Genomic DNA, 22147 nt, shown 5'->3' with positions numbered 1-22147 from the left:
GGTTAGTCGGTTTTGGTGAGCAGCACCGCTTCTTCGAACGGCAACCGCGCGAAAATCGGCCGCCAGACGCCGACGACGTGCTCGGCGGCCACGTCCCGGCTGACCTTTCGCGGGTTGGTGACGCCGAACGTCTTGGCGCTGCGCCGCATCCGTCCGCCGCCCGCCGCATTGAGATTTTTCAGCCAGTCGCGGTCCGGGCCGTAGGTGAGCAAAATGGCCACGCCCGGCTTGCCGTCGACATCGGCATTGAACACGTTCAACGGGGTGCGGTAGGTCTTGCCGGAGCGCCGTCCGACGTGCTCGAGGATCCCGAAGGGCGGTAGCCAGCCGGCCCACAGCCGTTGAATCGGGTTGGTGACGTGCCGGTTGAACCGGGCCAGTCGTTGCGGTAGTTGCATGCCGCTATCAAACTCTTACCTCATGGCCTACCTCAAGCCGCCATCGTTGACCGTCAAGGTGTTCAACCGGATCGCGGTGGCCACCGGCATCGACAACAGCTGGCAGCCCTGACCGTGACCAAGCGCGGCAGCAGAAAGGCACAAACCATTCCCGTCGTCCCGGTCGAGGTCGGCGCCACGAGGTATCTGGTGTCGACGCGCGGGGAGACATTCGGCTATTACACCCCGTAGTGGAGCCCGGCGCGGCGGCTGGGACACTAGTCGTCGTGGGTAGTACTGGCCGGGTGGCCGCCGAAACGGCGAGGTCGGCGATGCTGTTCGACGCCGCGTGTGCGGTCATGCCCGGTGGGGTGAACTCCCCGGTGCGGGCGTTCACCGCGGTGGGTGGCACACCCCGGTTCATCACCCGGGCCAGCGGCTGCTGGCTCACCGACGCCGACGGCAACCGCTACGTCGACCTGGTCTGTTCGTGGGGCCCGATGATCCTGGGCCACGCCCACCCGGCGGTGGTCGACGCGGTACAGAAAACCGCCGCCGACGGGTTGTCGTTCGGCGCGCCGACTCCCGCGGAAACCCAACTGGCCAGCGAAATCATCAGTCGCGTGGCACCGGTGGAGCAGATCCGGATGGTTAACTCCGGCACCGAGGCCACCATGAGCGCGGTCCGCCTGGCCCGCGGCTTCACCGGCCGCGCCAAGGTCGTCAAGTTCGCCGGCTGCTACCACGGCCACGTCGACGCGTTGCTGGCCGACGCCGGCTCCGGGGTTGCGACACTGGGCTTGCCGTCGTCGCCGGGGGTCACCGGCACCGCGGCGGCCGACACAATTGTGTTGCCGTACAACGACTTCGAGGCTGTCCGTGAGGCCTTTGCGCGGTTTGGCGGCGAGATCGCCGCGGTAATTACCGAGGCCAGCCCCGGCAACATGGGTGTCGTGCCGCCCGCGCCGGGCTTCAACGCCATGCTACGGGCCGTTACCGCCGAACACGGTGCGCTGCTGATTCTCGACGAGGTGATGACGGGCTTTCGGGTCAGCCGAAGCGGTTGGTACGGAATCGATCCGGTGCCGGCCGACCTGTTCACGTTCGGCAAGGTGATGAGCGGTGGGCTGCCGGCCGCGGCGTTCGGCGGCCGCGCCGACGTGATGCAACGGCTGGCGCCGCTGGGGCCGGTGTATCAGGCCGGCACGCTGTCCGGTAACCCGGTGGCCACGGCCGCAGGGTTGGCCACACTGCGCGCGGCCGACGACGCGGTGTACGCCGCGCTGGACGCCAACGCCGACCGGCTGGCCGGGCTGCTATCCGAAGCGTTGACCAACGCCGGTGTGCCGCATCAGGTTCAGCGGGCAGGCAATATGCTGTCGGTGTTTTTCGCCGACGCACCGGTGACCGATTTCGCGTCGGCGCGGGCCAGCCAGACCTGGCGGTACCCGCCGTTTTTCCACGCTCTGCTCGACGCCGGTGTGTATCCGCCCTGCAGCGCCTTCGAGACCTGGTTCGTCTCGTCCGCGCTTGACGACGCCGCATTCGACCGGATCGCCGAGGCGCTGCCGGCCGCTGCAGACGCCGCCGCCCGCGCCGCTGAGGAGCCCAAATCCTGATGGCCGAACACACCAAGGTCCACCTGGTCCGCCACGGCGAGGTCTACAACCCCAGCGGCATCCTGTATGGACGGCTGGCCGAATTCCACCTGTCTGACACGGGCAACCGGCAGGCGCAGGCCGTCGCCGACGCGCTGGCCGACCACGACGTCGTCGCGGTGATCGCCTCGCCGTTGGAGCGCGCCCAGGAGACCGCGGCACCCATCGCGGCCCGCCACGACTTGCCGGTCGACACCGACCACGACCTGATCGAATCGACCAATTTCCTTGAAGGAAAGCGTATTTCGCCGGGCGATGGCGCCTGGCGGGATCCGCGGGTGTGGTGGCATTTGCGCAACCCGTTCACCCCGTCGTGGGGCGAGCCCTACAAGCAGATCGCGACCCGGATGACGACGGCGGTGGACAAGGCCCGCGCCCGCGCCGTCGGCCACGAAGCGGTGTGCGTCAGCCACCAACTGCCGATCTGGACGCTGCGGCTGCACCTCACCGGCAGACGGCTCTGGCACGATCCGCGTCGGCGGGAGTGCGCGATCGCCTCGGTCACCACCCTGGTCTATGACGGCGACCGCCTGGTCGACCTGGAGTATTGGCAGCCGGCGGGGTGTTGAGCATGCTGCGGACGGTGATCGCGGCGGCGGTGGCGGCCGGGTTGCTCGCCGGCTGCCACAGCGGTGCCCTGGATGGCGGGACGGTCGCCCAGGGCGGCACCTTCGAATTCGTCGCCCCCGGCGGCAGAACCGACATTTTCTACGACCCGCCCGACCGCCGCGGTCGGCCCGGCCCGGTGACCGGGCCGAACCTGATGGACCCGTCACACACGTTGTCGCTCAACGACTTTCCCGGCAAGGTCGTCGTCATCAACATTTGGGGACAGTGGTGCGGGCCGTGCCGTGCCGAGGTCAGCCAGCTGCAGCGCGTCTATGACGCAACCCGAAGGCAGGGCGTCTGCTTTCTCGGGATCGACGTGCGCGACAACAACCGGCAAGCCGCCCAGGACTTCGTCACAGACCGCGGCGTGACCTATCCGTCGATTTACGACCCGGCGATGCGCACCATGATCGCGTTCGGCGGCAAGTACCCGACGACGGTCATCCCCTCCACCCTGGTGCTGGACCGCCGGCACCGGGTCGCGGCCGTGTTCCTGCGGGAACTGCTCGCCGAGGAGCTGCAGCCCGTGGTGCAGCGGGTGGCGGCCGAGCAGCAGACCCCACCGGGACCGCAATGACCGGGCTCGCTCACCTCGCCGCCGCCGGGCCACTGGTGCCGGCTTTGGCGGTATGCATGCTGGCCGGGTTGGTGTCCTTCGCGTCGCCGTGCGTGGTGCCGCTGGTGCCCGGGTACCTGTCGTATCTGGCCGCCGTGGTCGGCGTCAGCGAGCAACCGGCACCCGGCGCGGCGAAGGCTCCGGCCGCCGCGCGGTGGCGGGTGGCCGGTTCGGCCGCGTTGTTTGTCGCCGGGTTCACCGCGGTGTTTGTGCTCGGCACCGTCGCCGTGCTGGGCATGACCACCGCGCTGATCAGCAACCAGCTCGTGCTCCAGCGGGCCGGGGGAGTACTCACCATCGTGATGGGGCTGGTGTTCGTCGGCTTGATCCCGGCGCTGCAGCGCCAAGCCCGGCTTGCGCCGCGCCAGCTGCCCACCGTGGCGGGCGCACCGCTGCTGGGCGCGGTGTTCGCACTGGGCTGGACCCCGTGCCTCGGCCCGACGCTGACCGGGGTGATCGCGGTCGCGTCGGCCACCCAGGGCGCCAACGTGATTCGCGGCATCGTGCTCATCGTCGCCTACTGCCTGGGACTCGGCGTGCCGTTCGTGTTGCTGGCGTTCGGGTCAGCGGCAGCCGTAGCCGGTCTGGGCTGGCTGCGCCGGCACACACGGGCCATCCAGGTTTTCGGTGGCGTGCTGCTGATCGCGGTCGGCGCCGCGCTGGTCACCGGCGTATGGAACGAGTTCGTCGCGTGGTTGCGCGACGCGTTGGTCTCCGAAGTGAGGTTGCCGGTCTAGTGGCCCCGCGAGCAGACGCAAAATCGCCCAAAACCCTGGGTTTTGAGGCGATTTTGCGTCTGCTCGCACAGGCGCGCAACAGCTGGCGCGCGCTGACGTCGATGGGCACCGCGCTGGTGCTGCTGTGCCTGCTGGCCCTGGGCGCGATCCCCGGTGCGCTGTTGCCGCAGCGAAAGCTCAACGCCGGCAAGGTCGCCGAGTATCTGGCCGCGCATCCGCTGCTGGGGCCGTGGCTGGATCGACTGCAGATGTTCGACGTCTTCGGCAGCTTCTGGTTCACCGCCATCTACGTGCTGTTGTTCGTGTCACTGGTGGGCTGCCTGACGCCACGGACCATCGAGCACCTCCGCAGCTTGCGGGCCACCCCGGTGCCCGCACCCCGCAACCTGGCCCGGCTGCCCAAGCACGCCGCCGCCACCCTCACTGCCGAACCCGACGACGTGGCCGAGGCGATGGCCGCCCGGCTGCCCGGCTGGCGCAAGGTCATCCGCCAATCAGGAAGGGCCGCAGAGGTTTCCGCGGAGAAGGGCTATCTGCGCGAATTCGGCAACATCGTATTCCACTTCGCGCTGCTGGGCCTGCTGGTCGCGGTGGCCGTCGGCAAGCTGTTCGGCTACGAGGGCAACGTGATTGTCATCGCCGACGGCGGCCCGGGCTTTTGCTCGGCATCCCCGGCGGCGTTCGACACCTTCCGCGCCGGCAACCGCGTCGACGGCACCTCACTGCGTCCGATCTGCGTCCGCGTCAACGATTTTCACGCCCACTACCTGCCGTCGGGACAGGCGACCTCGTTCGCGGCCGACATCGACTACCAAACCGGCCGCGACCTGACCACAAATAGTTGGCGGCCCTACCGGCTGCGGGTCAACCACCCGCTGCGGTTGGGCGGCGACCGGCTGTACCTGCAAGGCCACGGCTATGCGCCCACCTTCACCGTGACGTTCCCGGACGGTCAGACCCGCACCTCGACCGTGCAGTGGCGGCCGGACAACCCGGCGACGCTGCTGTCGTCGGGCGTGGCCCGCATTGACCCGCCGGCCGGCTCCTACCCCGACCCCGGCGAGCGCCGCACCCATCAGATCGCGATCCAGGGGCTGCTGGCGCCCACCGCACAGCTCGACGGCACCCTGTTGTCGTCGAGCTTTCCGGCGCTCATCGCGCCCGCTGTGGCCGTCGACATCTATCGCGGCGACACCGGCCTCGACACCGGCCGGCCGCAGTCGCTGTACAGCCTGGATCCCCGGCTCATCGACCAGCACCGGCTCACCAAGGTGAAACGGGTGAACCTGCTCGCCGGCCAGCAAGTCGACATCGACCACGGCACCGTCGTCCGCTTCGACGGCGCGGTGCCGTTCGTCAACCTGCAGGTCTCCCACGACCCGGGGCAGGTCTGGGTGCTGGTGTTCGCCGCCGCGATGATGGCCGGGCTGCTGGTGTCGCTGCTGGTGCGCCGGCGCCGGGTATGGATCCGGGTCACCCCCGCGGGCCCCGGTACCGTCAACGTCGAGGTCGGCGGTTTGGCCCGCACCGACAACGCCGGATGGGGTGACGAATTCGAGCGGTTGACCTCCCGGCTGCTGGCCGGATTCGGCAATCACCCGGCCCATGAGCCGGTCGGCGCCTCCGAAAGGGGCTCCAGATGAACACCCTGCATGTCGACGTGGAACTGGCCCGCTACTCCGACTGGGCATTCACCTCGGCGGTGGTCGCGCTGGTGGTGGCGCTGCTGCTGCTGGCGGTCGAACTCGCCTACACCCGCACCCGCACCGCCGGGCAGCTGGTAACGGCCGGCGCGGTGACCGGTGACAGCGCCGCCCCCGGCGTTATCGACGCGGCGCCGCGTCGCCCCGTCGACGAACGCATCGGGCGGGGCGGTCTGGCGGTCGCCTACGTCGGCATCGCGCTGTTGCTGGCCTGCATCGTGCTGCGCGGGTTGGCGACGCTGCGGGCGCCCTGGGGCAACATGTACGAGTTCATCAACCTGACCTGTCTGTGCGCGCTGGCCGCGGGCGCTGTAGTGTTGCGCCGCTCGGCGCATCGCCCGCTGTGGGTGTTCTTGCTGGTGCCGGTGCTGATCCTGCTCACCGTGTCCGGGCGCTGGCTTTATGCCAACGCCGCTCCGGTGATGCCGGCGCTGCAGTCCTACTGGCTGCCGATCCATGTGTCGGTGGTCAGCCTCGGCTCCGGGGTTTTCCTGGTCGCCGGCGTGGCCAGCATTCTGTTCCTGCTCAAGACGTCGCGGCTCAGCGACGCCAATGCCCCGGGCATGTTGGCACGCATCGTGCGGCGGTTACCCGACGCACAAATCCTGGACCGCATCGCCTACCGCACCACGATCTTCGCCTTCCCCGTGTTTGGCTTCGGCGTGATCTTCGGCGCGATCTGGGCCGAGCAAGCATGGGGCCGCTACTGGGGCTGGGACCCCAAGGAGACGGTGTCGTTTGTCGCGTGGATGGTCTACGCGGCCTACCTGCACGCCAGGTCGACGGCCGGATGGCGTGACCGGAAGGCGGCGTGGATCAACGCCGTCGGGTTCGTGGCCATGGTGTTCAACCTCTTCTTCGTTAACCTGGTCACGGTAGGTTTGCACTCGTACGCAGGTGTGGGCTGACCACACGTCGGGGGGCATCAACCGGGCGCTGCGATATGTTCGTCACAGGCGACCCGAGCACTGCAACGAGGGGAAAGTCACGTGTCTGACCATCCACCGCAGGACGCTGGGTCCTCCGGTCGCCGCGAAGATCAGCCGACGACGCAGCTGCCACCACAGCGGCATCCGGGCCAGCCGGACCAGGGGACCAGCGACGCGGAGACGAAGGCCTTTGCCGGATTCCGCACCCAGCGCCGGTTCAGCGAGGCGCAGACGCGCGGCGTACCACCTCCGCAAACGGTCGCCGAGCCACGGGCCTGGGCGGCCGCCACCCCGGCCACGGGTATTCCGCATCCGCCGGAGCCGACCGCCTACGGCTATTACGGCGGCGCACCCGACCCGTCGACGTCGATCGATACCCAGTACCGCCCGGCGTCCACACCCCCGTCCCCCTATCCGGAGCTGTCCACCAGCACCCTGTTGCGGCAGGTCAAGCCGCCGCCCTCGGAGGGTTGGCGGCGGTGGCTCTACATCCTGTCGGGGCACTTGATCAACGTCGGGGAAAGCCCGCGGGTGACCCGCTACAACGACCTCGTGGTCCAGGCCAACAGGCCCTTGCGCGGTTGCTATCGGATCGCGGTGGTGTCGCTGAAGGGCGGGGTGGGAAAGACCACCATCACCGCCTGCCTGGGCGCGACGTTCGCCTCGATTCGTGGCGACCGCGTGGTGGCCGTCGACGCCAACCCCGACCGCGGCACGCTGAGCCAGAAAGTGCCGTTGGAAACACCGGCCACGGTGCGGCATTTGCTGCGTGACGCCCGGGGCATCGAGCGCTACAGCGACGTGCGCAGCTACACCAATCAAGGCCCCAGCCGGCTGGAAGTGCTGGCGTCAGAAACCGATCCGGCGGTCTCGGAAGCGTTCAGCGCCGAGGACTATGCCCGCACCCTGGAAATACTCGAGCGCTTTTACGGCATCGTGCTCACCGACTGCGGCACCGGGCTTCTGCACTCGGCGATGTCGGGGGTGCTGGCCAAGGCCGACACGTTGATCGTGGTCAGCTCCGGATCGATCGACGGGGCGCGAAGCGCCTCCGCGACGCTGGACTGGTTGGACGCCCACGGCCACGAGAACCTGGTGCGCGGGTCGATCGCGGTGATCAACGCGGTGCGGCCGCGCTCGGGCAAGGTCGACATGCAGAAGGTGGTCGATCATTTCTCGCGGCGGTGCCGCGCGGTGCGGTTGATACCGTTCGACCCCCATCTCGAGGAGGGCGCCGAGATCAGCCTGGAGCGGTTGAAGCGGGAAACCCGCGAGGCACTAATCGAACTGGCCGCGATTGTCGCCGACGGGTTCCCCAGTGACCAGCGGCGGCCCGCTGCGCACTTCATCTAGCCGACGCCGGCGGCGCTCGTCACCGCGGGTTGTTGTCGCCGTGGCTCAACCGCCACAGGAACTCTGGATCGTCGTCGGGTCCGATGACGCGCGTCTTCGGCCGGTTGGCCTGCGACCGGGCGGCGCGCCAGCCGAGGTAAATCAGCGTCCCCAGGACCAAGACGAGGAGCAGGTAGAGCATCAGCACCTCCTTGGTCCGAATATACCTGCGCCGTAGGCTCGGATCGTGGTAGACGGACCCACCTCGACCCGCCGTGTGGTCGTTGATGTGCTACTCTACGCGGCGGCCCGGATGGCGTTAGTCGTCGCGCTCAGCGTGCTGATCGTTTGCGCGGCGCGGCTGGTCGGAGTGCAGGAATTCCCGCTTGTCGTCGCGGTCTTGTTCGCCCTGGTTCTCGGAATGCCTTTGGGTATCTGGATTTTCGGTCCGCTGCGCCGCCGCGCCACCGCCGGGTTGGCGACGGTCGGCGAGCGTCGGCGGAAAGACCGCGAACAACTGCGGGCCCGGCTGCGCGGCGACGTGCCACCGGAATGACGGGGCCGTCAACGGCCGCTTGACGCGGTCGAGTTCCGTCGACTCTGTGACTATGGCGACTACCCGCCGCGTGAACCGCGCGGCCAGCGCAGCCTCGATGCTGTGAGCGCAGTCTCGACATCAACCACGCCCACGATCCCTCGCTATCTTGGCTGCCGTGAGCGACGCACGTGACCTGTATCGCCGATGGATCTACGAGCTGTGGTCCGGCAAGCCGGTTGCCGGCGAAATTGTCGCTGACAACTTCGTCGGGCACTGGCCGAATCGCGAGGTGCATGGTCCGGCCGAACTGCAGTCGATCATCGACGAAACCCGCACCGTGTTCGATGAGCTGACCTTCGACATCGAGGTCGGGCCGCTGGTCGACGGCGAACTGGTGGCGGCACGGTGGAGCGGTCGCGGCACCAGCGGCGGCACCGTCACGCCATTCTCCGGCAACGACATCCTGCGCGTGGCCGACGGGCGATTCGTCGAGTACTGGACCGGCACCTCAGCCGGCTAACCGCAATGCCAACGCCACGGCGATCGACCACACCAGCATCGCCAGGCCGGTGTCGCGCAGCACCGCGATCAGCTCATGCCCGCTGCGCCCGCCGCGCACCGGCCGCAGCGCCCGCACCGCGGGCGGCACGGCGGCGAATCCTGCAGCACACCAGGGCGTCGCAAGCATCAACACCACCGTCAACCCGCCGGCGCCCGCCAGCAACCCCTGGTACAGCACCCGCGTTCGGGCATCGCCGAGGCGCACCGCGAGCGTGTGCTTGCCCGACCGCGCGTCGGTGGGGATGTCGCGCAGGTTGTTGGCCACCAACACCGCCGACGAGAACGCACCCGCGGTGACCGCCAGCACCGCGCCTACCCAGTCGATGCGCAACGCCTGGGTGTACTGGGTGCCCAGCACGGCGACCAGACCAAAGAACACGAACACCGCAGCCTCGCCAAACCCCGCGTAGCCGTAAGGTTTTGAACCCCCGGTGTACAGCCACGCGCCGGCGATGCACAACGCACCCACGACAATCAACCATGGCGCGCTGGTCAGTGCGAGCACCAGGCCGGCCGCCGCGCCGACGCTCAAACTCATTACGGCCACCGCCAACACCGAGCGCGGCGCCGCCAACCGTGAGCCCACCAGCCGAACCGGGCCGGCCCGCTCGTCGTCGGTGCCGCGAATGCCGTCGGAGTAGTCGTTGGCGAAGTTGACGCCGACGACCATCGCCACCGCGACGGCCAACGCCAGCAGCGCCTTCCACCACACGACCGCGTGCAGCCAGGCCGCAGCGCCAGTGCCGGCGACCACCGGCGCGACGGCGTTGGGCAACGTGCGCGGCCGCGCACCCGCGACCCATTGCCTGACGGTGGCCACGGCCCGATCCTTCCACGGCACAATGAGCGGATGCTGGCAGTGATCGGCGGCAGCGGCTTCTACACCTTCTTCGGAGCCGACGCGCGCACCATCAACCTGGACACCCCGTACGGCGCGCCCAGCGCTCCGGTCACCGTGGGCACCGTCGGCCAGCACGACGTCGCCTTTCTGCCGCGGCACGGCGCACGCCACGAATACTCGGCACACACCGTGCCGTATCGGGCCAACATGTGGGCGCTGCGCGCGCTGGGGGTACGACGGGTGTTTGCGCCGTGCGCGGTCGGCAGCCTGACCGCTAAGCTCGGGCCGGGCACGGTGGTGGTGCCCGACCAGCTGCTCGACCGTACCCACGGGCGCGCCGACACGTACTTCGAGTCCGGCGGTGTGCACGCCAGCTTCGCCGACCCGTACTGCCCCACTTTGCGGGCCGCCGTCACCAGCATCCCCGGGGTGGTCGACGGCGGCACCATGGTGGTAGTCCAAGGCCCGCGGTTTTCCACCCGCGCGGAAAGCCAATGGTATGCCGCGGCAGGCTGCACGCTGATCAACATGACCGGTTATCCCGAGGCGGTGCTGGCTCGCGAACTCGAAATGTGTTATGCGGCCATTGCTTTGGTGACCGACTTGGACGCCGGTATCGATGTCGGCACCGGCGTCAAAGCCGACGAGGTGTTCGCCGAATTCGAAAGGTACATCGAGCCGTTCAAAAAGCTGGTGCACGAGGCGATCGGCCGGGTAGCCGCCGACCACACCTGCACGCAGTGCTTGTCGCACACCGGCGCCCAGCTGCCGTTCGACTCGCCGTGAGAGTGCTGCTGACCGGCGCCGCCGGTTTCATCGGGGCCCGCGTGCATGCAGCGCTGCAGGCGGCGGGCCATGATGTGATCGCCGTCGATGCGATGCTGCCCGCCGCGCACGGGCCCGGTGCAGCTGTTCCACCGGGCTGTCGGCGCGTCGACATCCGCGACGCCGAGGCGTTGGCCCCGCTGCTGGCCGGCGTCGATGTGGTGTGTCATCAGGCCGCGGTGGTCGGCGCGGGTGTCGACGCCGCGGACGCGCCGGCATACGGCAGCCACAACGACTTCGCCACCGCGGTGTTGCTGGCCCAGATGTTCGCTGCCGGGGTGCGGCGCCTGGTGCTGGCGTCGTCGATGGTGGTCTATGGGCAGGGCCGCTACGACTGCCCGCAACACGGGTCGGTGGACCCGCCGCCGCGGCGCCGGCGGGATCTCGATGCGGGGGTGTTCGAGCACCGCTGCCCGCTGTGCGGGCTTGCCGTGAGGTGGCGGCTGGTCGACGAGGATGCGCCATTGCGGCCCCGCAGCTTGTATGCGGCCAGCAAGACCGCCCAGGAGCATTACGCGCTTGCCTGGGCGGAGTCGACGGGCGGCTCGGTGATGGCGTTGCGTTACCACAACGTCTACGGTCCCGGCATGCCGCGCGACACCCCGTATTCTGGCGTGGCGGCGATCTTTCGGTCCGCGCTCGAAAAGGGCCAATCGCCACCGGTTTTCGAAGACGGTGGTCAAATGCGCGACTTCGTCCATGTCGACGATGTCGCTGCCGCCAATGTCGCGGCGGTGGCCGCCGAGCGCGGCGGCTTCACCGCAGCCAACGTCTGCTCCGGGGAGCCGATTTCGATCCTGGAGGTCGCCACAGCGTTGTGCGAGGCGCGCGGCGGCCCCGTGTCGCCGGTCATTACCGGCCGATACCGCAGCGGCGACGTGCGGCACATCGTCGCCGACCCCGCGCGCGCCGCCGAGTTGCTGGGATTTCGGGCGGCGGTCGGCCCGCGAGACGGGCTGCGTGAATTCGCGTTCGCACCGCTGCGCGGCTAGCTGGCGGGCGTCGGTAGGCTGTGCCGATGCAAGGCCGTGTTCGGTTGACGCCGCTCGGGGCGGTATTGCGAGGCGCGTTGGCCGGTGCCGTGGGCACACTGGCGATGGACCTGCTGTGGTACCGGCGCTACAAGCGGCAAGGCGGCGACAGCGGGTTTGTCGCGTGGGAAACATCGGCTGGGCTGGCCAACTGGGAGGACGCGCCAGCACCGGCCCAGGTCGGCAAGCGGCTGGTTGAGGGTGTCTTCGACCGCGACCTGCCGCCGACGCGAGCGCGTCTGGTCAACAATGTCGTTCACTGGGCCACGGGGGTGGGATGGGGTGCGCTCTTCGGCCTGATTAGTGGATCGGTCAGTCGGCGTCCCCTTTGGCGCGGACCGGGCTTTGGTGCGGGTGTTTGGCTGCAGTCCTACGCCGTCCTGGCGCCGGCGAAGCTGTACGAACCGATATGGTGTTATGAGCTCAAGACATTGGCGAAGGACCTCAGCGCACACCTCGTGTACGGCTCGGCCACCGACATCGCATTCCGGTTGGTCGCGACCCTGTAGTCACGCTTGGTGACGGCCACCCTCACGCGGGTCACTTTGTGTCCGATAGATCTTGGGCTTTGCGGCGCTCGTGTGCCGCGTGTCGTCGCTCGGGGGACGATGGATTCGCGGCGACGACGGCGGCTCCGCACGGCCACCCGTCGCCAACCGCGTCGTCTGCGGGTCCCCGGCTGCCAACCGCGTCGTCTGTGGGTCTGGAGATGGCTGAGCAGCGCGAATTGGGCTGGTGGTCTTCGCAGTTGGACGTGAGCGGCCGGTGACGACGGCGATTGCGAGGATGCAGACGGCTAGCCCGCAGAGCACAACGTCGAAGGTGCTGGTGATCTGCTGGGCCAGATTGTTCCCGTAGACCGCATTCGACGCCGGTGACGGGCCGGCGAAGCGGGGCGCAAATGCGATGCCCACCATGATGCGAGCAATAGTGAGCACCAACAGGACTGCACATGCTGAAGTGATCACCACCGCGGGCAGAGCACGATTGAGCAGGTTGATGTGAAGCCAAATGGCCAGTACAGCGGTGACAAGGTCGAACGCGGCCATCGCTGCGCTGTCGTAGGGCGAATACGGCAGACTCAAAGTCACCGAAACGATGAGGTCGGTGACGCGCATCACCACCGAACCGACACACCATACCACTATGAGCAGCAGGCTTTTTCGCGCAGCGGCTCGCCAAATATCGGCCTGCTGGACCGTCATGGTCGTCATTAGGATCAGCGGCGCGAAAATCGCTGCTGCCGCGGTCCAGGCCAGATAGCCCTCGAACCCGACACCTGCCGTCGACGTGTTCTGGGCGATGCCGTGGAATCCGTCGATCTCACGCCCCATGGGCAGAATCCACACGATCAGTCCAGCAAGCAGAGCCGACGCCCCGAGTGCAATGATCGCGAGCCGAGATACCCGGCTGCGCCGAAGGATCCATCGCGACGCCACGACGACTGCCACCAACGCCACGATGCCGTAGATCAGCGCAGTTACGATGATCGCCACATTCTGCTTGCCGAACCCAGACCCCGTCGAGCCTGGCAGGGCACTTTTCACCCGCCAGAACAGGTTGAACGAAAAGCTCAGCGCGGCAAGGGTGATCGAGCCATAGCCCACGACGCGGGCAGACTGCAGCCAGCCTCGGAACCTGCCGTCGTCGGCGGCGGCGCTAGTGATCACTGGCTGCGCGCTCAACAACGAGCCGGCGATGCCCAGCCATGCGCCCGGACCCACACCGCCCGGCACATTGGCGCTGCCGCCGTATCGGACGGTCTGCACCACGTCGAACACCACGACGCCGAACACCAGCAGCCCGTACGGCGCGTTGAGTCCTGCCCGCAGCCGACCAATCAGGACCGAGTCGAAGCGGGGGCTGATCAGTCTCCGGGGCCCCGCATAGGTTGCGGCGATCGACCCCAGTGAAAGGGCGGTGGCAGCGAGCAGCAATGCGAATACGCCACCGCGGCCGCCGGGGATGCCGCCGCCGAAGTACAGGTTCCACGGGAAGAACGGTGCGACAAGCAGCAGCACAGCCGCGGCCACGTCGCGGCCGATGTTCCATCGTCGTGCCGACTCGGGGGTCACGACGGACCGCGAGAGCGGTGGCGACAATTTCTGCGTGGAAATCGGTTGGGTGGCGGCGAACTGGCTGGAGGGGTGGCGCGGTTCCTGCGATGGATCCGTGGTTTGGGCGCGGGCAATGCGTGGTCGGGCGCTGGACCGACCGGTAGGCGTGTCCCCACGGCTTTCGCTCACCATGCTCCCCCTGAATGGTTTTGGCAACCGGTTGTGGGCACAGTTAACACCTCCCGGGCACTGTTGCGCTGCTGGTCTGCGAAACATACCGCTCGTCTGGAAGACCCGCGGCAGCGCCTATGGGCCGGTCCGACCTGCGTAAGAGCAAAGTTGTCCAACGCCGGATGCCGCCAGAGTCATCGCGGTGTAATGATGATGAGACATTGTCGCAGCCAGCCGGTGATTTCCATGCCAGCGATCCGCGGTGGACGTGCCGATGCGATGCGCAGTTTCAGAGAGGAGAACCGCGATGGACGTAGCGTTGGGCGTCGCGGTCACAGGTCCGGCCGCGCGTTTGGCGCTCGTCGGGTCGGGCGACGGTGGCGACGTGGTGATCGATCAGTCCGTTGTCGACCTTGCCGCGGACCCGATCGGGAGGCTGTCGGAAACGGTCGTCGGCACGCACCGGCTGCTCGCCGATGAAGGCCATCGGCTCGTCGGTACCCGGCTGTGCTGGGCGGATCAGCGTCAAGCCGGTCAGCTGCGTAAGGTGCTAGACGACTCGGGTGTCCACAATGTGTCGTTGCTATCCGAGCCGGAGGCAGTAACGGCGTTGGTGCGCAATCTTTCTCGCGGCACCGGGCAACATGGTGTGCTTCTGATCGATGACGACACGGCGATGCTGTCTGTTGTCGGCGGCGACGACGCGACGATGACGGCTTTGGGCGCCGAGCCGCTGCGCGGCTCGGACGGTGTCACTGCGGCCGGGAGGTTGTTGGGCCGGCTGCGCGAGCAGTCAGGAGCGGCCGAAGACATCTACCTGATCGGCAGATCCGCGGATGTTTCGGCGGTGGCGGACGAACTTCGCGCCACCTCAGCTTTGCCGGTAGCGGTGCCGGACGATCCGGAATTCGCGATTGCCCGAGGCGCGGCGCTGGCCGCGGCGTCGGTGGCGATGACGCAGACGGCGATGCCGGTCCAGGACGCGACGATGGCGGCGATGCCGGTCCAGGACGCGACGATGGCGGCGATGCCATCCCAGGACGCGACGATGGCGGCGATGCCATCCCAGGACGCGACGATGGCGGCGATGCCATCCCAGGACGCGACGATGATCGAGCCGTCGGAGGATCTCACAGGCTCGGGCGCTCAGCTTGCCTACTCGATGGCGGACGACGATTCCGAGTTGCTGCCGATGGAATACGCCGGTGACGAGGATGAGGCCGAGGCGGCGCCACCGCAGGTGGGCCGGGCGTTGCTTGTGGGCAGCACCGTCGGCGGCATCGTGGTTGCCGGGTGCGCCGCGTTGGCCGTCGCGGTAACAGTGGGAATTCGACCGACCGCGGCGAGTCAGCCACAGCAGCCGGTTCGACAGCAGCAGAAGCCTGTTCCGGGGAACTTCATGCCGGTGTTGCCGCCGCCTGGTGCGGCCGCTTCACCGCCCCCGCAAGCGCCCCAGCTGCCGTCGGGTTCGGATGGTGGTGCTCCGCAGGGTGTCACCGGCCCCGGGACTCAACAACTGCCTGGCGGAGCCCCGGCTGGTCCTCCGATTGAGCAACCACCGCCGGTGGCCCCTGCGCCGCCTCCGCCGACTTACAACCCAGTCCCTATTCCGATTCCGATCCCCATCCCGATCAACCCGCCGCCCAGTAGCACGACTGGCGGCACGACCGCCGGTACCACCGGGGGCACGACCGGTGGCACGACGGGTGGCGGCACTACTGCGGGTACGACCGGTGGCACGACGACCGGTGGCACGACGGGTGGCGGCACCACGGGTGGCACGACGGGTGGCGGCACGACGGGTGGCGGCACTACTGCGGGTACGACCGGTGGCACGACTGGCGGCACGACCGCCGGTACCACCGGGGGCACGACCGGTGGCACGACGGGTGGCGGCACGACGGGTGGCGGCACGACTGCGGGTACGACCGGTGGCACAACCGGTGGCACGACTGGTGGCGGCACCACGGGTGGCACGACGGGTGGCGGCACGACTGCGGGTACGACCGGTGGCACGACCGGTGGCGGCACGACGGGTGGCGGCACCACGGCTGGCACGACGGGTGGCGGCACCACGGCTGGCACGACTGGTGGCGGCACGACAGGTGGCGGCACGACGGGTGGCGGCACCACGGGCGGTGGCACGACCGGCGGTTGGCACCACCACTAATCGCGGCAAACCAGCGTCGGCGCCCAGCGGCCGGAACGGCTATCGACCCGAGAACTGTTGTTCACCAAAGTCTTTCGATGATTACATCGGGTCAGCAGAGCCGCGCTCGCGACAACTCTTTGCCGCCGCGTCGTTTTTGCGGTCGCTGACCGATTGGCGACTGCTTCGTGGTCGGCGAGTCAGCATTGTCGCCGTTTTCGTCACGGCGTCTTTGGTATTGCGGGGAAGGCACTGCACGGTGTTGGGCGGCACAAATGCGAGATAAAGGACGAACATCGCCAGTGTGAAAAAGCCAACGGCGATGGTGATCATGATCAACGTGTGCATGAGCACACCCGCGGCCAGAACCCATGGCCGCAATCGGTGGTTCCACACCAAAATCGCCAGGGACAGCTCGACGCCGAGCGAACCCCAGGTGGCGATGTTCATCAGCAGCGGGCTCTCGGTGAGCCAGTCCGGGGCCCGAACCAGCAGCATGTCTTGCAGGCGCAGGGCGTAGGACACCGCAGTGCCTTGTGGCCACGCGCTGCCGTTGATCTTGCTCAGCACGGACGCGAGATAGATCAGTGACAGCTGTAATTGCATTAATCGCAGCGGCCACTGTGGGCGTCGCTGCGCTGACCAGAACGTCGCGCCGGCGCGTTGCTGGTCGAGCGACAACGCCGCACCACACGGCGACAGCGCAAGGAACAACGCCTCAAGGCGGACAACGATATCGCCGGAATTCCACACCCACGGGTTGCGGTGTTCGAACGACACGATGAGCACGAACACCACCAGCGCGGCCAGCCGGCTGTGCCAACCGATCGTCACCAAGACCGACGAAACGAGCAGCACCGCCCACCCGAGAAACAGCGCACGGTCACTGGTCCAGAGTGCGAAAACCCCCCCATTGAAAACCTTCCCCCCGGCGGCTCCACCCCGCGTGGGCCAAATAGCTCATACAGATCGGGACGCAAAGAGACCGTCCAGCCGATCGCCACCGCACCGAACGCCATCCTGACCAGACCCAAGGTGTAGGCAGGCTGTGTCTGGAACCAAAACGCCCGCCAGCTTTTCACCGCGGCCGCCCATGGCCGCTGACGGCTCCCCGGCCCGGTCATCGCTCGGCGGCCAACATTTCGTCGTAGATGATTTCCTTACCGCCAGTGCGGGGACCATTTGTGCCCGGCGCTGGCAGCGATTCGGTACGCAAAATTATCTGCACTCGGCTAGCATGTTCGCCGCGACCGGTGAATCGACGAACAACCCAATGCGCCAAACCAACTCGGCTGGCCGGCTGGTGCACGAGGTTCTCTTTGAGCTTCTGCCACCGATACCAGGCGAACGCTCCCAGCACGCGGTCACCGCGCGGATTGGTCCATACCCGCTGGGACCCATCGGCCATGGTGACACTCACCTCGACGAATTCCAGGCGCTCCAGCGGGTCGGGGGCATACATCCGCCAGTTTTGCTCCAGACCAGTCGCCGATGCGACCGGCTCCAGCACCGGCACCAGCCGCCGCTTGAGCTCAGCATCGGGAAGGCTCCACACCACGCCGGTGATGAGCACCACCACGACCACACAGCTAAGCACCGCCTCGCCGACGCGGGAGCGCTCGAACCGCTGCCCAATCGCCGACCACCTCTTGACGCTCAGTACAAGCTCCTTCGTCTCGCCGTACGGGTGGGGGCTGGCATGCGAAATTCCCCACGCTGAAACAGCATTCGCATATCCATCCAGCCCGCGCGGTGCAGCGCACTCAACATGGCGGAAGTCGGCTCGGCCGCGGCTTCCAAAGGCATTGGGAATGCTAGTCGGAATCGCACGGCATCCCCCGCGTATCGCGCCAACTGTTCAAAACTTCCTCGATGCGGCCGTATACGTGACGCCGAGCGGTTTCTCGGTCGGTGCCCGACATCAACCGTTCGTCGTAATCGGTATACGAGGTGCCACACTGAGGCCGCAGCGGCGGGCCGTACAGCATCGGGATCCAGCCGCTGTTCGCCGAGCGCTGTCTCGGCTATTCGCCGGACCCGCTGCTGCACACCTTTACTTGCCATCGGCCGGTCGATCGTAGCCGCCGTCTGTCTGTCCTGCGGGCCGGCGACCATTGACGGCGAGCTTCTGCTCCCCGCGGGCGTGAAACTGCCGATTGCCCGAGTGTGCTGCCCTACTGTCGAAGGGCATGTCCGACAGTGCAGTCACGGTGGTGCTGCCCTGCCTCAACGAGGCGGAGTCGCTGCCCGCGGTGCTGGCGGCCATTCCGCAGGGCTATCAGGTGCTGGTGGTGGACAACAACAGCACCGATGACACCGCCGACGTGGCCCGCCGCCACGGGGCCAGGGTGGTGACCGAGCCGCGGCCCGGGTACGGCTCGGCGGTGCACGCCGGGGTGGTGGCGGCCAGGACGGCAATCGTCGCGGTGATCGACGCCGACGGTTCGCTGGATCCGGGTGACCTGCCCCGGCTGGTGGCAGAGGTCGAGGCCGGCGCCGACCTGGCCATCGGGCGACGACGACCCGTGCCCGGCCTGCGCTGGCCGTGGGTCGCCCGGCTGGGCACGAGGGTGATGAGCTGGCGGTTGCGCACCCGCCACGGTTTGCCGGTGCACGACATCGCGCCGATGCGGGTCGCCCGGCGCGACGCGTTGCTGAAGCTGGGCGTCGAAGACCGCCGGTCGGGTTATCCGCTCGAGTTGCTGGTGCGTGCGGCGTCGGCTGGATGGCGTGTGGTCGAACGTGACGTCGTCTACGGCCCCCGCATCGCCGGTGAGTCCAAGGTCAGCGGCTCGTTGCGCGGCAGTGTCGTCGCGATCCTGGACTTCTGGAAGGCGATCTCGTGACCGTCGTGCCGGTGACCGTGCTGGTGGTGGCCAAGGCGCCGGTGCCCGGCCGGGCCAAGACCCGGCTGGCGGCGACCGTGGGGGACCGGGTCGCCGCCGAAATCGCGGCGGCAGCGCTGCTGGATACCCTCGACGCCGTCGCTGCCGCACCGGTTGCCGCGCGGGTGCTGGCACTCGCCGGCGAGCTCGACCACGCCGCCCACGCCACCGAGATCCGGCATCGGATCGACTCTTTCACGGTGATTGCCCAGCGCGGCGACAGCTTCGCTGACCGGCTCGCCAACGCCCACGTCGACGCGGCGGACGGCTATCCGGTGCTGCAAATCGGGATGGACACCCCCCAGGTGACGGGTGAGCTACTGGCGGGGTGCGGGCGATGCCTGTGCGAGACACCGGCGGTGCTCGGATTGGCTCGCGACGGCGGCTGGTGGGTGCTTGGTGTGCGCACACCGGCAATGGCCGGCTGCCTGCGCGGGGTGCCGATGTCGCGAGCCGACACCGGTTTGCTTACCTTGGACGCTCTGCGCCGCAATGGTATTGGCGTCACCCTCGTCCAGCCACTGGCCGACTTCGACATCGTCGACGATGTCGCTGCTGTCCGCGATGCTTGCGAACCGGTCAGTCGCTTCAGTCAAGCCACCCGCGCGGCAGGGCTCTGACGACCAGTCACCAATTCGTGAAGATGATGCTATTCAGCACCAGCGCCCCGAATACGTTCAGCGCCAACCATAAACGATGCGAGCGCGGTGGCAGCAGTGCTGGCGCCGCAGTTAGCCACACCGTGAAAGGCAGCCAAATCCGTTCAGTCTCAGCCTTACTCAGCATGCTTAAGTCGGCGCACACAATAGCTGCCAGCATGGCCAGCAACAGCAGGTGCAAACCTGAGCGCTGCCGGATGGCGTCGCGATCGAACAGTCGGCCGAGGCCTGCGACGCTGCCCAACCCGATCGCACACACCACCTCGGCCAGATTGGCCCAGCTCCAGTACTGGAATGGCCGGTCGTGAGCGATACCCTGCCAATAACGTTGCTGTACAAGGGTATAGCCATCGAACCACCAGAAACCTAAGCCCGCGAACACCGTCACCACCCCCACGGCGGCCAGAACGACCGGGGTCAGCGCACGCACCGAGCGGCGCCAATCGTCGGCGCAAACCAGCACCGCTAGCGCCGGGAGCGCCATCAACGCCAACCCGTAATTGAGGAACAGTGCCCAGCCGAGCAGCAGCCCAGCTCCGGCGGCGACCAGGCCCGGAAACCGAACCGAACCGCGTACCGCCAACGCCAGCAACGCGATAGCCCACGCGGCGACTCCGGCGAAGTACCCATCGGCGGACACCGCTATCCAGATGGCCGTCGGCGCCACCGTGACGAACGGCGCGGCCAACCGCGCAGTGGGCTCGTCGGCCGCTGCTCGTATCGCGGTCAGCACCGCGGCCGCCGCGCTCGAACCGACCAGCAGACAGAGCAGCCCTGCCCAGGCACCGCCGCCCAAGCCGAGGCGGTCTAGCCACACGAACGTCAGCAGCGCGCCGGGCGGATGCCCGGACACGTGCGTGATCCAAGAGTTCGGCTGGAAGTCGAGGATTCGGCTGGCAAAGGTGCGCAGCGCCTCGGGGATGTCCGTGATGCTCGGCACCTGTTGCAGGTATTCGTTTTTGTCGGTCAACCGGGCGGTGAAGCCGCGCTGCCAGCCGTCGATCATCGCGAGCGCAAATGCCCACGCGCAGGCCGTCGCCCAGGCCACCAGCGGCAACGCCCGCCACCGCAGGCGCTGCGCCACCCCCGGACCGTAGCTGACGACGGCTAGCGCGACGAGTACCGCCGGGACGGAACCCCAGCCGATGTGCGGTTCCCACCAGCCGGAGATCGGTGTCGCAGCGGCGTGGGTGGCGAAGCGGTCCGGCGGCATGTGACGCAACGGGACGACCCCGCAATGCGCACGTGGCAGCACGAACGCGGCCGCAACCAGCACGACGCCGACCGCGGCCGCGATCATCTCTCGGCGACCGACGTTCACGAACGCTGAGCCTATTGGCCGCCGCCCAGCCGCCGGGCCAACGCTTGCCGGTCGACTTTGCCGATCCCGCGCATCGGCAGCGCGTCGACGATGTGCAGCTCGCGCGGCGCGGCGGCGCCGTCGAGGGTGCGCGCGACATGGGCCCGCAGCTCGTCCAGCGTCGGCGCGGCGCAACCATGCCGCACCACCACCGCGGCTACCACTCGCTGACCCAGCCGGGCGTCGTCGACACCGAAGACCGCGCAGTCGCGCACCGCCGGATGGGTCGACAGCGCTGCCTCCACCGGCTGCGGAGCGACCGTCAACCCACCGGTGCTGATCGCCTCGTCCACTCGGCCCAGTACACTCAGCTTGCCCGAATCATCCAGCGCACCAAGATCATCGGTGTAGAACCAGCCCGGCTCGGCGAACGGGTCGGGATCAACGGGGTTGCGATAACCGCGCGCCAGTGTCGCACCACCGACCACGATGCGCCCGTCGGCGGCGAGGCGCAGCCGGACCCCGTCGAGCGGGACGCCGTCGTAGACGCAGCCGCCGGCGGTCTCGCTCATCCCGTAGGTGTGCACCACCGAGATACCGGCTGCCGCAGCGGCATCCAGCACCGGTCGCGGTGCGGGACCGCCGCCGATCAGCACCGCGTCGAATTCGGCGAGCGCCCCGGTTGCAGCCGGGTCGGTGAGCGCCTTGGACAGCTGGGCGGCAACCAGCGATGTGTATCGGCGGCCGCCGCCCAGTTTCCTTACTGCACTGGGTAACTCGTTGACATCGAAACCCGCGGAGATGTCCAGTTCGACGGGCACCACGCCGGCCAGCAGGCTGCGCACCAGCACTTGCAAGCCGGCGATGTGATAGGCAGGCAGCGCCAGCAGCCAGCGGCCCGGACCGCCGAGACGGGCGTGAGTAGCGATTGCGCTGGCGGTCAGCGCGGCGGCGGTGAGCTGGGCACCTTTGGGCGCCCCGGTGGTGCCCGACGTCGTCACCACGACCGCGATGTCGTCGTCGATCTCCTCGCCTATCCGCAGCGCCGGCAACGCGCCGCCCGAGCGCACCGGCACGAAAGCGGATCCCGGGCCGCTGATAACGCCCTCCAGGGCGGGCAGCAGCGAGCGCGCCGCGGAGCCCGGCGCAACGGTTACTGCACGCAGAAC

The 22147-nt window shown here is 68.2% G+C and carries 24 protein-coding genes; 15 read left to right on the top strand and 9 right to left on the bottom strand.

All coding sequences use genetic code 11. The features are described 5' to 3' along the window. Window positions 1-2: 2 nt before the first annotated feature. Window positions 3-398, bottom strand: coding sequence for a nitroreductase family deazaflavin-dependent oxidoreductase (locus MHEC_RS20835; RefSeq protein ID WP_048889612.1), 396 nt, complete (start codon window positions 396-398; stop codon window positions 3-5). Between the two features lie 266 nt (window positions 399-664). Between MHEC_RS20835 and hemL the strand changes: the two genes are divergently transcribed. From hemL to MHEC_RS20800, 7 genes are all read left to right on the top strand, one after another. After that, entirely contained in the window at window positions 665-1996 is a 1332-nt protein-coding gene (hemL, locus tag MHEC_RS20830) for a glutamate-1-semialdehyde 2,1-aminomutase (RefSeq protein ID WP_048889682.1), read from the top strand. Continuing rightward, entirely contained in the window at window positions 1996-2604 is a 609-nt protein-coding gene (locus MHEC_RS20825; protein WP_048889613.1) for a histidine phosphatase family protein, read from the top strand. Before hemL ends, MHEC_RS20825 begins: the two co-directional genes overlap by 1 nt. A 2-nt stretch (window positions 2605-2606) precedes the next feature. After that, window positions 2607-3221 carry a TlpA disulfide reductase family protein gene (locus tag MHEC_RS20820; RefSeq protein ID WP_048889614.1) on the top strand — a complete coding sequence of 205 codons (615 nt, stop codon included), beginning with the start codon at window positions 2607-2609 and terminating at the stop codon, window positions 3219-3221. Next, window positions 3218-3997 (top strand): cytochrome c biogenesis CcdA family protein, encoded by a 780-nt coding sequence (locus MHEC_RS20815; protein WP_048889615.1) that lies wholly within the window; start codon window positions 3218-3220, stop codon window positions 3995-3997. Before MHEC_RS20820 ends, MHEC_RS20815 begins: the two co-directional genes overlap by 4 nt. Before the next feature lie 101 nt (window positions 3998-4098). Then, the gene (gene resB, locus MHEC_RS20810) at window positions 4099-5640 is read left to right on the top strand and encodes a cytochrome c biogenesis protein ResB (protein ID WP_099868795.1); all 1542 of its coding nucleotides are present in this window, start codon (window positions 4099-4101) and stop codon (window positions 5638-5640) included. Next, complete coding sequence (gene ccsB, locus MHEC_RS20805) at window positions 5637-6608, top strand: c-type cytochrome biogenesis protein CcsB (RefSeq protein WP_048889617.1); 972 nt, start codon at window positions 5637-5639, stop codon at window positions 6606-6608. Before resB ends, ccsB begins: the two co-directional genes overlap by 4 nt. Before the next feature lie 81 nt (window positions 6609-6689). Beyond that, window positions 6690-7982, top strand: coding sequence for a MinD/ParA family ATP-binding protein (locus MHEC_RS20800; RefSeq protein ID WP_048889618.1), 1293 nt, complete (start codon window positions 6690-6692; stop codon window positions 7980-7982). A gap of 19 nt (window positions 7983-8001) precedes the next feature. On the opposite strand, the gene MHEC_RS20795 is transcribed toward MHEC_RS20800, so the two are convergent. Further along, window positions 8002-8163 carry a hypothetical protein gene (locus tag MHEC_RS20795; RefSeq protein WP_099868793.1) on the bottom strand — a complete coding sequence of 54 codons (162 nt, stop codon included), beginning with the start codon at window positions 8161-8163 and terminating at the stop codon, window positions 8002-8004. 45 nt (window positions 8164-8208) lie between these two features. Between MHEC_RS20795 and MHEC_RS20790 the strand changes: the two genes are divergently transcribed. Beyond that, window positions 8209-8517 (top strand): DUF4229 domain-containing protein, encoded by a 309-nt coding sequence (locus MHEC_RS20790; protein WP_264016528.1) that lies wholly within the window; start codon window positions 8209-8211, stop codon window positions 8515-8517. 157 nt (window positions 8518-8674) lie between these two features. Then, entirely contained in the window at window positions 8675-9019 is a 345-nt protein-coding gene (locus tag MHEC_RS20785; RefSeq protein ID WP_048889620.1) for an ester cyclase, read from the top strand. Here the strand turns inward: MHEC_RS20785 and MHEC_RS20780 are convergent. After that, a complete protein-coding gene (locus tag MHEC_RS20780; protein WP_048889683.1) occupies window positions 9008-9880 on the bottom strand; it encodes a 1,4-dihydroxy-2-naphthoate polyprenyltransferase in 873 nt (290 codons plus the stop codon). The two genes, MHEC_RS20785 and MHEC_RS20780, sit on opposite strands and share 12 nt — an antisense overlap. Window positions 9881-9910: 30 nt before the next feature. Here MHEC_RS20780 and MHEC_RS20775 point away from each other — a divergent pair, with 30 nt between their 5' ends. From MHEC_RS20775 to MHEC_RS20765, 3 genes are read left to right on the top strand one after another with little or no spacing between them, the layout of a single operon-like run. Further along, window positions 9911-10687 carry an S-methyl-5'-thioadenosine phosphorylase gene (locus tag MHEC_RS20775; RefSeq protein ID WP_048889621.1) on the top strand — a complete coding sequence of 259 codons (777 nt, stop codon included), beginning with the start codon at window positions 9911-9913 and terminating at the stop codon, window positions 10685-10687. Beyond that, a complete protein-coding gene (locus tag MHEC_RS20770) occupies window positions 10684-11718 on the top strand; it encodes an NAD-dependent epimerase/dehydratase family protein (protein ID WP_048889622.1) in 1035 nt (344 codons plus the stop codon). The genes MHEC_RS20775 and MHEC_RS20770 overlap by 4 nt, the downstream gene beginning before the upstream one ends. A gap of 26 nt (window positions 11719-11744) precedes the next feature. Next, window positions 11745-12266: a hypothetical protein gene (locus MHEC_RS20765; RefSeq protein ID WP_048889623.1), complete on the top strand. Its 522-nt coding sequence runs from the start codon at window positions 11745-11747 to the stop codon at window positions 12264-12266. Here the strand turns inward: MHEC_RS20765 and MHEC_RS20760 are convergent, their stop codons facing one another. Continuing rightward, window positions 12267-14006, bottom strand: a complete 1740-nt coding sequence (locus MHEC_RS20760) for a DUF7937 domain-containing protein (protein ID WP_048889624.1) — start codon at window positions 14004-14006, stop codon at window positions 12267-12269. Window positions 14007-14292: 286 nt separating this feature from the next. On the opposite strand from MHEC_RS20760, the gene MHEC_RS20755 reads away from it, so the two are divergent. Then, complete coding sequence (locus MHEC_RS20755) at window positions 14293-16155, top strand: hypothetical protein (protein WP_172442079.1); 1863 nt, start codon at window positions 14293-14295, stop codon at window positions 16153-16155. 81 nt (window positions 16156-16236) lie between these two features. On the opposite strand, the gene MHEC_RS20750 is transcribed toward MHEC_RS20755, so the two are convergent. The 3 genes from MHEC_RS20750 to MHEC_RS25150 form a co-directional block, all read right to left on the bottom strand. Next, the gene (locus tag MHEC_RS20750; protein ID WP_236591514.1) at window positions 16237-16968 is read right to left on the bottom strand and encodes an HTTM domain-containing protein; all 732 of its coding nucleotides are present in this window, start codon (window positions 16966-16968) and stop codon (window positions 16237-16239) included. Between the two features lie 286 nt (window positions 16969-17254). After that, window positions 17255-17719, bottom strand: a complete 465-nt coding sequence (locus MHEC_RS20745) for a hypothetical protein (RefSeq protein WP_048889627.1) — start codon at window positions 17717-17719, stop codon at window positions 17255-17257. A 229-nt stretch (window positions 17720-17948) separates the two neighbouring features. Continuing rightward, the gene (locus MHEC_RS25150; RefSeq protein ID WP_082169456.1) at window positions 17949-18122 is read right to left on the bottom strand and encodes a DUF2293 domain-containing protein; all 174 of its coding nucleotides are present in this window, start codon (window positions 18120-18122) and stop codon (window positions 17949-17951) included. Window positions 18123-18323: 201 nt separating this feature from the next. Between MHEC_RS25150 and MHEC_RS20735 the strand changes: the two genes are divergently transcribed. Then, complete coding sequence (locus tag MHEC_RS20735; RefSeq protein WP_048889628.1) at window positions 18324-18980, top strand: glycosyltransferase family 2 protein; 657 nt, start codon at window positions 18324-18326, stop codon at window positions 18978-18980. Further along, window positions 18977-19639 carry a TIGR04282 family arsenosugar biosynthesis glycosyltransferase gene (locus MHEC_RS20730; protein WP_048889629.1) on the top strand — a complete coding sequence of 221 codons (663 nt, stop codon included), beginning with the start codon at window positions 18977-18979 and terminating at the stop codon, window positions 19637-19639. The genes MHEC_RS20735 and MHEC_RS20730 overlap by 4 nt, the downstream gene beginning before the upstream one ends. Before the next feature lie 7 nt (window positions 19640-19646). Here MHEC_RS20730 and MHEC_RS20725 read toward each other — a convergent pair whose 3' ends face one another. Beyond that, on the bottom strand, window positions 19647-20999 hold the full coding sequence (locus tag MHEC_RS20725; protein WP_048889630.1) for a hypothetical protein: 1353 nt from the start codon (window positions 20997-20999) through the stop codon (window positions 19647-19649). A gap of 11 nt (window positions 21000-21010) precedes the next feature. Continuing rightward, entirely contained in the window at window positions 21011-22078 is a 1068-nt protein-coding gene (gene menE / locus MHEC_RS20720; RefSeq protein ID WP_235434718.1) for an o-succinylbenzoate--CoA ligase, read from the bottom strand. Between the last annotated feature and the right edge of the window lie 69 nt (window positions 22079-22147).

It is taken from the genome of Mycobacterium heckeshornense (genome assembly GCF_016592155.1).
GTDB lineage: Bacteria > Actinomycetota > Actinomycetes > Mycobacteriales > Mycobacteriaceae > Mycobacterium > Mycobacterium heckeshornense.
The sequence above is the reverse complement of the archived record's forward strand: the minus strand, read 5'-3'. Positions and strand labels throughout refer to the sequence as shown.